This is a genomic window from Methylibium sp., assembly GCF_013817345.1.
Lineage (GTDB): Bacteria > Pseudomonadota > Gammaproteobacteria > Burkholderiales > Burkholderiaceae_C > Methylibium.
Genome location: NZ_JACDCW010000017.1, coordinates 35,499 through 50,881 on the forward strand (window position 1 = coordinate 35,499; position 15,383 = coordinate 50,881).

11 protein-coding genes and 2 tRNA genes are annotated in these 15,383 nt (G+C 67.0%); 5 read left to right on the top strand and 8 right to left on the bottom strand.

Translation table 11 applies throughout. From position 1 onward, the window contains the following. Positions 1-37: 37 nt before the first annotated feature. The 3 genes from H0W40_RS05115 to H0W40_RS05125 all read left to right on the top strand — a co-directional run bounded on the left by H0W40_RS05115 (position 38) and on the right by H0W40_RS05125 (position 5,235). Entirely contained in the window at positions 38-2,287 is a 2,250-nt protein-coding gene (locus H0W40_RS05115) for an EAL domain-containing protein (RefSeq protein WP_292443885.1), read from the top strand. 13 nt (positions 2,288-2,300) lie between these two features. Beyond that, a complete protein-coding gene (locus H0W40_RS05120) occupies positions 2,301-4,301 on the top strand; it encodes a diguanylate cyclase (RefSeq protein WP_292443887.1) in 2,001 nt (666 codons plus the stop codon). A gap of 322 nt (positions 4,302-4,623) precedes the next feature. Continuing rightward, the gene (locus H0W40_RS05125) at positions 4,624-5,235 is read left to right on the top strand and encodes a hypothetical protein (protein ID WP_292443888.1); all 612 of its coding nucleotides are present in this window, start codon (positions 4,624-4,626) and stop codon (positions 5,233-5,235) included. Positions 5,236-5,497: 262 nt separating this feature from the next. On the opposite strand, the gene H0W40_RS05130 is transcribed toward H0W40_RS05125, so the two are convergent. Next, on the bottom strand, positions 5,498-5,905 hold the full coding sequence (locus H0W40_RS05130; protein WP_292443890.1) for a hypothetical protein: 408 nt from the start codon (positions 5,903-5,905) through the stop codon (positions 5,498-5,500). A 165-nt stretch (positions 5,906-6,070) separates the two neighbouring features. Here H0W40_RS05130 and H0W40_RS05135 point away from each other — a divergent pair, with 165 nt between their 5' ends. Beyond that, positions 6,071-6,268, top strand: coding sequence for a hypothetical protein (locus H0W40_RS05135; protein WP_292443891.1), 198 nt, complete (start codon positions 6,071-6,073; stop codon positions 6,266-6,268). Here H0W40_RS05135 and H0W40_RS05140 read toward each other — a convergent pair. Together H0W40_RS05140 and H0W40_RS05145 are read right to left on the bottom strand one after the other, a co-directional pair. Then, positions 6,254-6,341, bottom strand: a tRNA-Ser gene (locus H0W40_RS05140). The genes H0W40_RS05135 and H0W40_RS05140 overlap by 15 nt on opposite strands. 42 nt (positions 6,342-6,383) lie before the next feature. Then, positions 6,384-7,193, bottom strand: a complete 810-nt coding sequence (locus H0W40_RS05145; RefSeq protein ID WP_292443905.1) for a symmetrical bis(5'-nucleosyl)-tetraphosphatase — start codon at positions 7,191-7,193, stop codon at positions 6,384-6,386. 95 nt (positions 7,194-7,288) lie between these two features. Between H0W40_RS05145 and H0W40_RS05150 the strand changes: the two genes are divergently transcribed. After that, complete coding sequence (locus tag H0W40_RS05150) at positions 7,289-8,620, top strand: hemolysin family protein (RefSeq protein ID WP_292443893.1); 1,332 nt, start codon at positions 7,289-7,291, stop codon at positions 8,618-8,620. An 88-nt stretch (positions 8,621-8,708) separates the two neighbouring features. On the opposite strand, the gene H0W40_RS05155 is transcribed toward H0W40_RS05150, so the two are convergent. From H0W40_RS05155 to prfB, 5 genes are all read right to left on the bottom strand, one after another. Further along, complete coding sequence (locus H0W40_RS05155; RefSeq protein WP_292443894.1) at positions 8,709-9,896, bottom strand: GGDEF domain-containing protein; 1,188 nt, start codon at positions 9,894-9,896, stop codon at positions 8,709-8,711. Between the two features lie 240 nt (positions 9,897-10,136). Further along, positions 10,137-10,212 (bottom strand) — tRNA-Thr (locus H0W40_RS05160). Between the two features lie 82 nt (positions 10,213-10,294). Further along, positions 10,295-11,563 carry a 6-phosphofructokinase gene (locus H0W40_RS05165; protein ID WP_292443896.1) on the bottom strand — a complete coding sequence of 423 codons (1,269 nt, stop codon included), beginning with the start codon at positions 11,561-11,563 and terminating at the stop codon, positions 10,295-10,297. A gap of 20 nt (positions 11,564-11,583) precedes the next feature. Then, the gene (gene pepN, locus H0W40_RS05170; RefSeq protein ID WP_292443898.1) at positions 11,584-14,295 is read right to left on the bottom strand and encodes an aminopeptidase N; all 2,712 of its coding nucleotides are present in this window, start codon (positions 14,293-14,295) and stop codon (positions 11,584-11,586) included. A gap of 74 nt (positions 14,296-14,369) precedes the next feature. Next, positions 14,370-15,383 (bottom strand): peptide chain release factor 2 (gene prfB, locus H0W40_RS05175; protein WP_292443901.1); only part of this gene is annotated, 1,014 nt, incomplete at its 5' end.

Sequence of the window (15,383 nt, forward strand, 5' to 3'; positions counted from 1 at the left end):
AGACGAACGCTTCGCGAACGATCCGAAACCCGACACCATGACCCCGCGCGCAGACCCCGCCGCCGACGACCCGCTCGAGCGCCCGCGCGTCCTGCTGGTCGATGACGACGAGGTCAATCTGCTGCTCACCTCGATCGCGCTGCGCGAGCGCGGCTTCGCGATCACCGAAACCACCAGCGGCGAGCGCGCCATCCGCATGCTGGCCGACTGGTCGCCGGACGTGATCGTGCTCGACGCCCTGATGCCGGGGCTGGACGGTTTTGCGACCTGCCGCGAACTGCGCGTGCTGCCCGGCTTCGAATCGATGCCGGTGCTCATGCTCACCGGCCTGGACGACGACGCCTCGATCACGCGCGCCTACGAGGCCGGCGCCACCGACTTCTTCGTCAAGTCCACGCAGTGGAGCCTGCTCGCTGGCCGGCTGCGCTACCTGCTGCGCTCTTCGCGCACACGCCTGGAACTCGAGCGCAGCAAGAGCAAACTGGCTCGCGCGCAGGATCTGGCGCGCATGGGCAGCTTCGACTGGCGGCGCGAGCGCGGTGGGCAGCTGATGTTTGCCGTCGAAGGCCTGCGCGTTTTCGGCTTGCCGCCGGGCCACCGGCTGTCGCTGCGCGCAGTCGTGCGCATGGTCGGCCAGGACGAACGGCGCAGCGTGATGTCGCTGCTGCGCGAAACCCTCAAGCGCAGCACCGTGCTGGCCACCGACATCCCGGTTCACCTGCCCGGCAACCGCCAGCGCACGGTGCACATCGAGGCCGAGCCCGAGTTCAACGAGCAAGGCGCCTTGATCGGCTACACCGGCATCGTGCAGGACGTGACCGACCGCCGCGTCGCCGAAGACAAGATCCGCCACCTCGCCAACTTCGACGCGCTCACCGGCCTGCCCAACCGTCGCCAGCTCATCGGCCGCGCCGAGCGCGCGATGGAGCAGGCCAAACGGCTGAACCACCAGGTCGGCCTGTTGCTGATCGACCTGGACCGCTTCAAGGTCATCAACGACACGCTCGGCCACGGCGCCGGCGACGAGCTGCTGATGGAAGTGGCCCGCCGGCTGCGCTCCTGCGTGCGCCATTCCGACCAGGTGGTCGATTCCACGATCGATGCCCTGGGCATGCGTGCGCACCGCTCGCTCGAAGCCGTGGGCCGGCTGGGCGGCGACGAGTTCGTCGCGCTCCTGCCCGAGGTGACCTGCGACCAGGACGCCGAGCGCGTGGCGCTGCGCATCCTGGAAGTGATGCGCGAGCCCATCTTCGTCGGCGGCCAGGAATGCTTCGTCACCGCCAGCGTCGGCGTGGCGCTCTTTCCGCGCGACGGCGCCTCGGTGGCCGACGTGCTGCGCAACGCCGACGTGGCGATGTACGCGGCGAAGGCGGCCGGCCGCAATGCGTCTTCGTTGTACCGCCCCCATTTGGCTGGCGAAGGCCGCGAGCGCCTGGAACTGGAGAGCGCCTTGCACAAGGCCATCGAGCGCGGCGAACTGGTGCTGCACTACCAGCCCAAGATCGACGTGCGCTCGGCGCGCATGATCGGCGCCGAGGCGCTGATGCGCTGGAAGCGCGGCGATAAGCTGGTGCCGCCGGGCGACTTCATCCCGATGGCCGAGGAAACCGGCCTCATCGTGCCGATGAGCGAATGGGCCATCCGCGAAGCGACGCGCCAGGCGGCGCTGTGGCAGCAGCACGGCTTCGAGACCAAGGTCGCCGTCAACCTGCCCAGCCGCCTGTTCGAGCGCACCGACCTCGTCGCGCACATTCAGCAGGCCGCGGCGATGCACAGCGTGTCACACCGCTGCATCGAATTCGAGATCACCGAAACGGGCCTCATGAAAGACCTGCAGAACGTGATTCCCGCGCTGCACCGGCTCAACGAGATCGGCGTCGAGATTTCGATCGACGATTTCGGCACCGGCTATTCCTCGTTGGCCTACCTGACCACGCTGCCGATCTCCGAACTCAAGATCGACCGCAGCTTCGTGCGCGACCTCGGCGTCACCTTGCAGAGCTCGGCCGTGGTCACCGCCATCATCGCGCTGGCCCGGTCGCTCGGCATTCGCGTCATCGCCGAGGGTGTGGAGAACCTGCGCCAGATGGAGGTGCTGCACCGCCTGGGCTGCAGCACCATGCAGGGCTTCCTGTTCAGCAAGGCGCTGCCTCCCGACGAACTGGAGCAGTGGCTCAAGCAGACCGTGCTGCCGCGCAAGGCGCCGTGGATCGGCCAGGTCGAAGAGGCCGAGCCGGTGGCACTGCGCGGGCCGCGCTCGCTGCCCGGCTTGCCGCCGGCACGCTGAGGCGAAGCGCAAGGTGGTCAACAAGGAAGCGTCACCGCGCGGCGCCGAAGCACCGGGCGTGCCGCGGAGTAGCCAGCCACCCGCCGCGCAAGCGGCGCCGGCGCATCTGGCCAAGGCGGCATTGCGCCGTCTGGCCCTGGAGCGGCTGGAACCGACACCCGAGAACTTCGCACGGGCCTACCAGACAGAGCGTGGTGACGGGGGCGCCCCCGTCTCCGCATCCGGGCCCCTCAGCCCTGCGTCGGCGGGGCCGGCCGACAGCGCCGACGGTGAAGCGTGGGCAGTGCTCATCGAGAGAACCGTGCGCGGCCTGGAGCGCGGGGCGAAGCAGTGGACCACGGCCCGCAAGAAGGACAGTCTGGCGCGGGTGCTGGGCGGCAGCCGCAGCGATGCCAAGCGCCTCCAGAAAAGACTGAGCCAGCTGGTCGCCAGTTGGGACACCGACACGCCGCACGAGGCTCCGGCGAGCGACTTTGCTGCGCTCGATGGCAACGATGGGCCGACCGCGCCGACCGCGCCGTCTGCTTTGACCGCCCTGACCGCCCCGACCGTCCTGGGGCCTGTGCCGGGCGGCGCCGAAGCGGTCGTCGCTTCGGCGGGGGCAGCGCCGGCATCCGCGCTGGCGTCGCCCTTGGCCTCAGCGCCGGACCAGCCTGTCGTCGCCGCCGCTCGCCCGAGCGACGTGATATCGCCTGCGGCTCCAGCACCCGGAACTGATTCCGTTTCGCTGCCCACCCCGCAGCTCCCCTCTGGCACCGCAGGGCAGGCAACCGCCCCCCTGGCCCCGGAAAGCAGCGCCGGTGCCTGGCCGCAAGTCGCCGCCGACTTGAGCGCGACGGTGCAGGCGGCACTGCCGGCCGGCGAGGCGCGGGGCCGCGAGGTGGCCGAGCAACTGGCCACGCTCCAAAAGCGGCTGGCGCATGAAGGCCCCGGCCCGCTGACCGGCGAAATCGCACTGGCCTGCACCGAGGCGCAGCGCGTGCTGCAGCACCGCCACCACCTGATGGACCAACTCGGCAACCTGTGCGTGGAGTTGACGGCGGGCCTGACCGATCTGGCCGAAGACGACTCCTGGGTGCAGGGCCAGTGCGCGGCCATGCGGGTCCAGCTCGACGACGGGCTCACGGCCCGCGGCGTTCGCTCGGTGAGCGAACTGTTGGCCACTACGCGCGAACGACAGCAGCAACTGCGCCTCGAACGCGGCGCAGCGCGCGACGCGCTCAAGGCCTCGATCCGCCAGATGCTGCAGGAGATCGCGGCGCTGGGCAGCCAGACCGGTCGCTTCACCGAAAGCGTGGGCCGCTATGCCGAGGAGATCGACCGCGCCGATTCGCTGGAAAGCCTGGCCGGCGCGGTGCGCGAACTGGTGGCCGAAAGCCGCAGCGTGCACGAGGCCGTGAGCCAGGCCCAGGCTCGCCTCACCGCCGAGCACGAGCTGGCCAGCACCATGCAGACGCGGGTGATCGAACTGGAAGACGAGATTCGGCGCCTGTCGAACGAGGTCTCGACCGACCCGCTCACGCAGGTGGCCAACCGGCGCGGGCTGCTGCAGGCCTTCGAGACCGAGCGCGCGCTCGGCGAGCGCGACGAACAACAGGCCGGCACCGAGCCCGCGCCGGCCTTGGCCGTGGCGCTGATCGACATCGACAACTTCAAGAAGCTCAACGACCGCCTCGGCCATGCCAACGGCGACGTGGCGCTGCAGTTCCTGACGCAGCGCGTGACCCAGGCGCTGCGCCCGCGTGACACGCTGGCGCGCTACGGCGGCGAGGAGTTCGTGGTGCTGCTGCCGGCCACGCCGGTGGACGAAGCGCAGCAAGTCCTCACGCGCCTGCAGCGCGCACTCAGCGCCGAGCTTTTCATGAGCGACGCGCAAGGCCAAGTGTTCGTCACCTTCTCGGCCGGCGTCACGCGCTATCGCGGTGGCGAGCGTCTCGAGCAGGCGCTGGAGCGTGCGGACGAGGCGTTGTACGAAGCCAAACGGGCGGGGAAGAACCGGACTTGCATGGCTTAGCGCCGTTTCCCGCGTCATGCCAAGCCGCAGCGCTGACACGCCCGCGGGGACAAGGAGCGGCGAAGGAGGTGATTCGTTCCAGGTTCGCAGCGCGGGGAAGAAGGCGCTGGCGGGTTATGGCAGCGCTCGGGTTGTGGAGGCTGTTGACGCTGCGAGGTACGGAGCCTTTGCGACAGTCTTGCGCCTTCGTAACGAAGCGCGTGCAACCGCAGCTTGATCGATCGAGCCTTTGTACTGGGGGCTTGCCGAGATCGGTAAGGAGCGCACCGAAGATTGGCTGGCGCGCATACTGCCCCAGTTTATGGGGCCTTCGGTTCCTCTCATGGAAGGCGCTCAGGTCTTCACGAATGCTTGCACGGATGCGTTTGCGGCAGTGCGCTTTCCCGCCAAGCAAATCGGGTTTGTCATGCAGGGTCGGTACATGAGCGCCGTTTCTCGGCGGGAGGAGCCGTTCTTGTTCATCATCTCCAACTGCATTTCGCGGAACGGCTCGCAGACCTTTCAGCTTGGAGATGAGTTTGGGTGCATGAGCTGGGTCAAGCAGCCGAATACCGGCGACGACCACGTTCTGCGCTGCTATGGCAACCTCCACGCAGCTGAGCCGCACCTGTCTTCGTACAAGCGCCTGAAGCGGCTGTTGCGAAGGCCTATTGCAAGTCATGCCAAGCTCGAGTTGGCTGGCCGTTTCGTGCGTCGCGTCGGCAAGGCACCCGAGGAAAAGGGCACGATCGGGAAAGATTGCTTTGGGCTCATCATGCAGCCTGGGCGGATTGCCGAGGCTGTTGAGTGGCCCGAGAGTAAGGGGCGCCGCGAGTCACTTCCCTACTTGGTATTCGCCGCTGGAGGTGCTTTCACCCACGTGAACTTGCCTCCAAGCAATGCTCCTCAGCTTGGGGAGTTGGATCTCGACCGACCGGGCCCTCGTTCGTCTTGAACCGCCGCGCTGTTGCGCGGTCCTCCCTTTTGATAGAGCGCAATGGAGGCCTCTGTGCAGCGTGGCCTGGCCGCTTATGAGGGACGCTGAGCGACTGTGCACGTTGCCTACAGCGCTCAACTACGCCATGAGAGTGCGGGCGCCGCGCGCGCAGCTGTTGCTGATGGGCAAGAGGCGCTATGAGTACTGATCCGCGCCGACTCGAAATGGGCTACAGCACGGCGGAGACCGCGTTGTGCCCTGCTCTAATGGCATCTATCAATTACTGCGCGCTCGTCGGCCCCGTCTTCCTTTCGACCCGCTCTCGAAGCTCCGTCGTTGCCCGAAGGACTTCTGCCAGCGGAATGTGAACCACCAGTTCAAGACAGCCGACCTTCATGGTGGTGGCAACTTCGGTTGCCGATCGGCCGGGCCGCCATTCGAGGTGGCTGGCGGCTGTCGAGCATGTCGGAACTCGCGGGTCCGCGTTTTCGGACGCTGCAGCAAACGCGGGTTGCAATGCCTGATCGAAAAGCTTGCCGATGAGGAATGCCATCCCCGACGAGTTCACGACTGCAGCGAAGGCTCCGCCTTTCCTGTCCTTGAACCGCAAGCCCACGACCTTCGGATCGCTGGTGCGCAAACACTCCATAGTTTCCAACGGAGATGCGACCGCCTCTTGCTTTGCCATGGGTGTTGTTCCTGCCGAGGCAGGCGTAGTTGTGGAAGGCTGGAGCCTGCCACGGCGCGGGCGGCCTGCGCCCAGCCATGTGAGGGGTTTTGAGCGGGTCGGTGTGTTGGCTGACAACGGCACGCAAACGCGATCGCCATACTCGACCGCACAAGGAATGCAGACATGAGCTTCGCGCAGTTGATTGGCCGTTATCGACGATTGCAGCAGGATCTTGCGATCACCTACAGCGCTCGCCCGTGGCACAGCGGCCGCATCGATCGTCTCGCCGACGAACTTGCCGAGACGGAGCGACAGCTCGCGGTCATGGTGCCTCTCGGCGAACAGGACGTTGCGATCCAGGCCGACTGGCGGAAGCGGTGAGATTCGAACTCACGGACGGTTGCCCGTCGCTGGTTTTCAAGACCAGTGCCTTAAACCGCTCGGCCACGCTTCCTTTGCGGCACCGATTCTAGGTGCCGGGACCGCGGGCCCGAGCCTATGCCGGCGCGCAACTCACCTGTACTACCTCGCGCCGCCCGCCGTCGATGCGCACGGCGGTGAGCTGGCCGCCCCACACGCAGCCAGTGTCGGTGGCGAGCAGATCGGGCCGGTTGACGAGGCCGAGCGCGGACCAGTGCCCGAACGCGATCGGCACGCCTTGCGTGCGGCGTCCGGGCGCGTCGAACCACGGGTGCAAACCGGGCGGCGGGTGATCGGCGGCTTCCTTGAGCTTGAAGTCGAGCCGGCCTTCGGCGTCGCAATAGCGCATGCGGGTCAGCGCGTTGATCGCGAAGCGCAGGCGGTCGGCACCGCGCAGCTTGTCGTCCCAGCGCGAGGGCTCGTTGCCGTACATCGTCTGCAGGTACTCGACGATTGCCGGGCCGGAAAGTTCGGCCTCCACTTCGCCGGCCAGCGTCAGCGTCTGCGCCAGGTCCCACTGCGGCGGCACGCCGGCATGCACCATCAGCCAACCCTGCTCGTGCAGCGCCAGGCGGCGCGTGCGCAGCCAGTCGAGCCAGGCGTCGCGTTCCGGGCTTTCCAGCAGCGCCGTCAAGGTGTCGGTGCGGTGCAGCGGACGCACGCCGTAAGCGACCGCGAGGAGGTGCAGGTCGTGGTTGCCGAGCAGGCAATTCGCCGCGTCGCCGAGCACCGCCAGGCGGCGCAGCACGCCGAGCGAATCGGGGCCGCGGTTGACCAGGTCGCCGAGCACGTGGAGCCGGTCGCGCGAGGCCGAAAAGCCGATCTTCTCGAGCAGCCGCTCGAGCGCCGAGCAGCAACCCTGGATGTCGCCGATGAGGTAGTGCATCGCGCGATTCTGCATGGCGACCGTGGGCGTCGACATGCCCTCTGCTACGCTGGCGCGATGTCGACTCAGCTTGGCTTCTCGCGGCCAAGACTTTGATGGATTTAGCCTTGCTCGTTTTCCTGATCCTGCTCAATGGCGCGTTCGCCATGGCCGAGATGGGTTTGACGGCGGCGCGCAAGGCGCGGCTGCAGGTGATGGTGGAGACCGGAGACAAGGGGGCCAAGGCGGCGATGGCCCTGCACGACGACCCGACGCGCTGGCTCTCCACCGTGCAGATCGGCATCACTTCGATCGGCCTGCTCAACGGCATCGTCGGCGAGAACGCCTTCGCTGCGCCGCTCGCCCTGTGGCTGATGGCCACCTTCGACATGCCCGAGCGGGCGTCGCTGATCGCGTCGACGGCGCTGGTCATCATCCTGATCACCTACTTCACCATCATCTTCGGAGAGCTGGTGCCCAAGCGGGTGGGTCAGATGTACCCGGAGCCCATCGCGCGCCTGGTGGCGCGGCCGATGAACCTGGTCTCGATGGCGACCAAGCCTTTCGTGATGCTGTTGTCGAGCTCCACCCATGGCGTGCTGCGGCTGCTGGGCATCAGCGCGCGCGGGCGCGGGGCCAGCGTGACCGAGGAGGAGATCGCGGCCCAGCTCGAAGAGGGCGTCGACGCCGGGGTGATCGAGTTCCAGGAGCACCAGATGGTGCGCAACGTGTTCCGCCTCGACGAACGCCAGATCAACTCGATGATGATCCCGCGCGGCGACATCGCCTGGCTCGACGCCAGCGCGCCCATCGAGGCGGCGCTCACCATCATCGGCGAGCAGGAGCACTCGCGCTATCCGGTGTGCCGCGGCGGCCTGGACGACGTGGTCGGCGTGGTGGCGTCGCAGCACCTGCTGGTGCAGACCATGCGCGGCCAGCCGATGTCGTTGTCGGAGACGCTGCAGCCCCCGGTCTTCGTGCCGGAAACGCTCACCGGCATGGAACTGCTGGAGCACTTTCGCGGCTCGAACACGCAGATGGTGTTCGTGGTCGACGAATACGGCGAGGTGCAGGGCGTTATCACCTTGCGCGACGTGCTCGAGGCCATCACCGGCGAGTTCACGACGCCGACCTCGGAGAACGCCTGGGCGGTGAAGCGCACCGATGGCTCCTGGCTGCTCGACGGCTTGATCCCGGCGCACGAACTCAAGGACCGGCTGGAGCTGAAAACGCTGCCGGACGAGGACCGCGGCCGCTACAACACGCTCGCCGGCATGACCATGCTGTTGCTCGGGCGCCTGCCGCAGACCGCCGACGTGGTGGATTGGGAAGGCTGGCGCTTCGAGGTGGTCGATCTCGACGGCAAGCGCGTGGACAAGGTGATGGTGAGCCGCATCGAAGAACCGATGGCGCGCCGCCTGGTGCCGGTGCCGGGATCGCAGGCCTGAAGACGCTCGGGGTGAACGCGGCTGCGGCTCCCCGCACACTGCCTGTACCGCTTCTACCGTTCAGGCCCGCCAGACCTGCTCAGACGCACTAACCTGCGCCGATCCTCGGCTCCGTGCCTGCCTCGCCCGCAGTGCCTGCAGGGCCCGCCATGCGCGCCAGCGGACCGCGCCCCACTTCCACACGGTTGCGCCCGGCATTCTTGGCGCGGTACATCGCCGTGTCGGCCCGGTGCAGCAGGCTCGACAGTGGCTCGCCTGCCGCTTCGAGCGCGGTCACGCCGATGCTAACCGTGACGGGCAGCGGCTGGCCGCCATGGCTGAGCTGCAGTGCCGCGATGGTTTCGCGCAGGCGCTCGGCCGCGGCGATGGCGGCTGCGAGTTCGGTTTCCGGCAGAACGACGGCGAACTCCTCGCCGCCCAGACGGCCCAGGCAGTCGCAGTGGCGCAGTTCCGACGCGGCCGCGTCGGCCACTGCCTTGATCACGCGGTCCCCGACCAGATGACCGCAGGTGTCGTTGATGAGCTTGAAATGGTCGATGTCCAGCATGAGCAGGGCCATCGGATGATCGAAGCGCGAGGCGCGGCGGATTTCGGCATTGCCGGTTTCCAGGAAGTGCCTGCGGTTGGCCACGCCGGTGAGCGTGTCGAGCTTGGCCTGCCGTTCGAGGCTGGCGATGAGCGCCTCGTTCTGGTGGCGCAGCTCCAGCGCAGCGCCGGTCGTGTCGTGCATCCTGCGCGCGACCGACAGCATGAGCAGGCTGTAGAAGACACCCAGCGCGGCCAGCCCGAAGCTCACCGCACTGGCAGTGACCAGCGGGGGGCCGATGAGGGCCAGCACCGGGATCGACATGTCCGAGTAGAGCAAGCGGCGATGCGGCATGCTCATGGAGGCGGTCAACGAGATGAGGCCGAGGTGGATGATGATCATCGTGAAGATGAGGCCGTTGAAATCGCCGGGCTGCCAGGCCCACACCACGATCGACGACCAGCTCAGCATGTGCGCGCCGTGTGCCCGGGCGATGCGCCGCGCCCAGATCGGCTCGTCGCTCGGCTCCGGATTCGCCGCACGAAAGCGCCGGTAGCAGCCGATGTAGTTGGCGATCACGGCCAGCTCGATCACCGCCCACAGCACCGCCTGCCACGTCGGCACCCACACCGTCAGCAGCGCCGCGGTGACGATCGTCAGCGGCGGGGCGAGGTAGGTGTCGTTGAGGTGGTTGTCAATGTACAGGTGGAGCTGCGCGAGAAGGATGCGATCGTTCGGTTGGTATTGCATGGCGTGCCCGACATCTCGTCCGGCGCAAGCCCTCGACCAGGGACATGCACCGGCACGCGCGCTGATCGCGCCCGAGACGCTTCGAGACTAAGGCCGGCGGCAGCGGACCGATCGCTCGAAAAGGCGCGCAAGCGCGGCGTTGCTGTCGCCGTGAGCCGACTCATGGAAGGATGCGGCTTGGCGGCCGCCTGCCGAAGACAAGAAAAAAGGCCTGCGATCGCTCGCAGGCCTTGTCTTGACTGGTGCCGGTGAGAAGAGTCGAACTCCCGACCTTCGCATTACGAATGCGCTGCTCTACCAACTGAGCTACACCGGCGTTCCGATCGCAAGCAGCCCCGCGGGAGGCATTCGGATCGAAGCGCGCATTCTATCGGAAGGCACCGGCGCAAAGCCGGTGCTCAGCCCTTCAAGGCAAAGGCGGCGAGCTTCTTCGCCACCGCCACGTTCTTCAGCGTCACATAGATCGGCAAGCCGTCGCGCCCGTATTTCGGATAGTCCTCGCCCTGGATCAGCGGGCGCAGGTAGCGCTTGCACTTGTCGGTGATGCCGTAGCCGTCCTTCGTGATGAAGTCGCGCGGCATGAACTTCTCGACGTTGGCCACTTTGGACAACTCCGCGACGCCGATCCGGTATTTGTAGGGCACGTCGGAGAGGCGCTCCACCGTCGGCATCACCGCGTTGTGGCCCTTCAAAGCCAGCTCGACCGCCTTCTTGCCGAGCTCGTAGGCCTGCTTCACGTCGGTCTTCGAGGCGATGTGGCGGGCCGCGCGCTGCAGGTAATCGGCCACCGCCCAATGGAACTTGTGGCCGAGGGCTTCCTTGACCATGTTGGCAACCACTGGCGCGGCGCCGCCGAGCTGGGCGTGACCGAAGGCGTCTTTCGTGCCTTGCTCGGCCAGGAAGCGGCCGTCGGGATAGTGGCATCCCTCGGACACGACTACCGAGCAGTAGCCGTGCTCCTTGACCAGCTTGGCGACGCGCGCGATGAACTTCTTCTCGTCGAATTCGATTTCGGGGAACAGGATGACGACCGGGATGCCGTGGTCTTCGACCAGACCGCCGGCCGCCGCGATCCAGCCGGCATGCCGGCCCATGACCTCGACCACGAAGACCTTGGTGGAGGTCAGGCACATCGACCGCACGTCGAAAGAGGCTTCCAGGGTCGAGACCGCCACGTACTTCGCCACGGAGCCGAAGCCGGGGCAGCAGTCGGTGATGGGCAAATCGTTGTCCACCGTCTTGGGCACGTGGATGGCCTGCAGCGGATAGCCCATGGCTTCGGACAACTGGCTGACCTTGAAGCAGGTGTCGGCCGAGTCGCCGCCGCCGTTGTAGAAGAAGTAGCCGATGTCGTGGGCCTTGAAGACCTCGATCAGCCGCTCGTATTCGCGCCGGTTGGCCTCCAGCGACTTGAGCTTGAAGCGGCAGGAGCCGAAGGCGCCTGAGGGCGTGTAGCGCAGCGCGGCGATGGCGCTGGCGGATTCCTTGCTCGTGTCGATCAGGTCTTCGGTCAGCGCACCGATGATGCCGTTGCGCCCGGCGTAGACCTTGCCGATCTTGTCCTTGTGGGCGCGGGCGGTTTCGATGACGCCGCAGGCCGAGGCGTTGATGACGGCGGTGACGCCGCCCGATTGGGCGTAGAAGGCGTTCTTTTTCTTGCTGGGCATGAGGCTAGGCTCCTTTGGGGTCAATCCTGCAGTGCTCGGGTGACGATTTCGCGCGTGTCGTCGCTGAGCTCGGGTCGGGCGGCTACGCGCGCGATGGCTTGGCGCGCCGCGCTGCGGTAGGGCTCGGCGAGCGCGCGCCAACGGTCGAGCGCCCGCGCCAGGCGCGAGGCGAGTTGCGGGTTGAAGGCATCGACCTCGATCACGCGGTCTGCCCAGAACACGTAGCCGGCCGCATCGCGGCGGTGAAACGCGGCGGGGTTGGAGAGGCACAGCACCGCGAGCACGCTGCGCGCGCGGTTGGGGTTCTTCAGCGAGAAGTCGGGGTGGTGCAGCAGCGCCTTCGCGCGGTTGAACACCTTGCCCGCGTGCTCGCCCACCGGCTCGCTGGCGCTGGCCTGAAGCGCGAACCACTTGTCGATGACCAGCGCCTCGCCCTTGAACATTCCGTGAAAGCGCTCCAGCGCGGGTTCGGCCAGCGCCGCATGAGCGTGCACCAGGGCGGCAAGGGCGCCGAAGCGATCGGTCATGTTCGACGCGTCCTTGAAGCGCTGGTAGGCGCGGCCGGGCCAGACCGCATCACCGCTCGTCTGCGCATCGAGCACCAACATTGCCAGCGCGAGGTTGGCGAGTGCGCGCTGGCCACTGCTCGCGGCGTCTGGCACATAGCCGCCGGCCGGCTGATGCGACTCGTAGGCTGCGACCCAGTCGTCGTACAGCGCACGCGCGAGCTGGCGGCGCATGGCTTCGCGCAGGGCGTGCATTCTTTGCGGATCGATCTCCTGCCCGAGTTGTTCGCTGAGCTGCGTTTCGCTCGGCAGCGTGAGCACCAGTTCCTTGAAGGCGGGGTCCAGGTCGGGATGGCGCAACACGGCGCGCATGGCGTCGATGAATGCGGCATCGAGCGTCAGTTCGGTCCCGTCGCGGGCGGCAGCCAGCAGCCGGCTCGCGGCCAGCTTCTGGCCGGCCTCCCAACGATTGAACGGGTCGCCGTCGTGAGCGAGGAGGATGAGCAGCTGCGCATCGCTCAAGCCCGCTTCCAGCACCACCGGCGCCGAGAAGCCGCGCAGCAGCGAGGGCACCGGTTCGGCATCGACATTAATGAAGGTGTAGTACTCGTGCGGCTTGTCGAGTACGAGCACTCGCTCCCCGGCCGGCTGGCCGGTCGTCGGGTCGAGCACCGGTGCAGCCTCGCCTTCCAGCTGTAGCGGCAGCGCACGGCCGTCCTGCGTCACCAAGCCCATCGCCACGGGGATCACATACGGCTGCTTCTCGGTCTGCCCTGGCGTGGTGGCGAGGTGCTGCAGGAGTTCGAGCGTATAGCTGCGGCTCGGCGCGTCGTATCGGCTGCGCGCAGTGAGACGCGGCGTGCCGGCCTGCGCGTACCAGCGCTTGAAGGCGTCGAGCCGCTCGGCCAGCATGCTCGCCGGGTTGGCATCGGCAATGGCCTGCGCGAAGTCGTCGCACGTGACCGCCTGGCCGTCGTGCCGCTCGAAGTAGAGCGTCATGCCGTGCGCAAAACCTTCGCGGCCGACCAGCGTGTGCATCATGCGCACCACCTCGGCGCCTTTTTCGTACACGGTGGCCGTGTAGAAGTTGTCGATGGCCTGATAGGCGTCAGGGCGCACCGGGTGCGCCATCGGGCCCGCGTCCTCGGGGAACTGCACCTGGCGCAGCGTGCGTACGTCCTCGATGCGCTTGACGGCGCGGGCCGAGGCGCCGCCCGCCATGTCCATCGAGAACTCCTGGTCGCGGAAAACCGTGAGGCCTTCCTTGAGCGAGAGCTGGAACCAGTCGCGGCAGGTCACGCGGTTGCCGGTCCAGTTGTGGAAGTACTCGTGGCCGACCACGCTCTCGATGTAGGCGAAGTCGGTATCGGTGGCCGTGGCGGCATTGGCCAGCACGAACTTCGTGTTGAAGATGTTGAGGCCCTTGTTCTCCATCGCGCCCATGTTGAAGTCGCTCACGGCGACGATCATGAAGCGCTCCAGGTCCAGCGGCAGGCCGAAGCGCGCCTCGTCCCACGCCACCGAGGCGATCAGCGAGTTCATCGCATGCTCGGTCTTGTCGAGATCACCGGCGCGCACGTAGACCTGCAGCAGGTGGTCCTTGCCGGAGCGCGACCGGATGCGCTGCTCGCGCGCCACCAGGTCGGCGGCGACCAGCGCGAACAGGTAGCTCGGCTTCGGGAAGGGATCGCTCCACACGGCGTAGTGCCGGCCGCCTTCGAGTGGGCCTTGCTCGAGCAGATTGCCGTTCGAGAGCAGCACCGGGTACTTCTTAACATCGGCCTTGAGCGTGACCTTGTAAACAGCCATCACGTCCGGGCGATCGAGAAAGTAGGTGATGCGGCGGAAGCCCTGCGCCTCGCACTGCGTGAAGAAGCCGCCGGCCGAGGTGTAGAGGCCCGAGAGCTGCGTGTTCTTCGCCGGCGCGCAGGTGCTGCGCAGCTCCAGGGTGAAGCGACCTTCGGGCGGGTTGTCGATGACGAGGCATTGACCTTCGACCCGAAACGACACGCTCTCGCCGTTGGCCAGCACGCGGCTCAGGTTGATGTCTTCGCCGTCCAGGCGCAGCGGCTGCGCTGGCACGTCGGCGTTGCGCTCGACCTCCATGCGGTTGATGACGAGGGTCTTGGCAGGATCGAGGTCGAACGTCAGATCGACGTTCCTGATCCAGTAGGCCGGCGCGAGGTAGTCCTCGCGGCGGACGATGGGGGCGGTGCCTTCGCGCATGGGAGATTCTTCCTTCTATTCTTGTTCGGGACACCGCGACGCAGCAGCGGTCGATGTTTTCATGCTCTCTGCGATCACACGCCCTGCTTCAGGCTCGCTTCGATGAAAGCGTCGAGATCGCCATCGAGCACCTTCTGCGTGTTGCTGATCTCCACGTTCGTGCGCAGGTCCTTGATGCGGCTCTGGTCCAGCACGTACGAGCGGATCTGGTGCCCCCAACCCACGTCGGTCTTGCTGTCCTCGAGCTTCTGCTGCGCGGCCATGCGGATGCGCATCTCGTGCTCGTACAGGCGCGAGCGCAGCATCTGCCAGGCTTCGTCGCGATTGCGGTGCTGCGAGCGGTCGTTCTGGCACTGCACGACGATGTTGGTCGGGATGTGCGTGAGGCGCACCGCCGAATCGGTCTTGTTGATGTGCTGGCCACCGGCGCCGGAGGCGCGGTAGGTGTCGGTGCGCACGTCGGCGGGGTTGATCTCGATCTCCAGCGTGTCATCGACCTCGGGGTACACGAACACGCTGGCGAAGGAGGTGTGGCGCCCGCCCGAGCTGTCGAATGGGCTCTTGCGCACGAGGCGGTGCACGCCGGTCTCGGTGCGCAGGTGGCCGAAGGCGTAGTCGCCCTCGATCTTGAGCGTGGCGCTGCGGATGCCGGCCACGTCGCCTTCGGTCTCTTCCATGACCTCGACCTTGAAGTCCTTGCGCTCGGCGTAGCGCAGGTACTGGCGCATGAGCATCTGCGCCCAGTCGCAGGCCTCGGTGCCGCCGGCGCCGGCCTGGATGTCCAGGAAGCAGGGCATGGGGTCGGCCGGGTTGTTGAACATGCGCCGGAATTCGAGCTGCTCGACCTGCGCGGCGAGCGCCGCGGTTTCAGCCTCGATGGCCTTCAGGCCGTCGAAGTCGGACTCGTCCTTGCTCATCTCGTAGAGCTCGGCGTTGTCCGACAGGTTGCGCTCGAGCGAGCCGATCGACTCGACCACCGCCTCCAGCGACTTCTTCTCGCGGCCCAGCGACTGGGCGTTCTTGGGATCGTTCCAGACCGTCGGGTCTTCGAGCGCGGCGTTGACCTCGCTCAGGCGGCGCGATTTTTC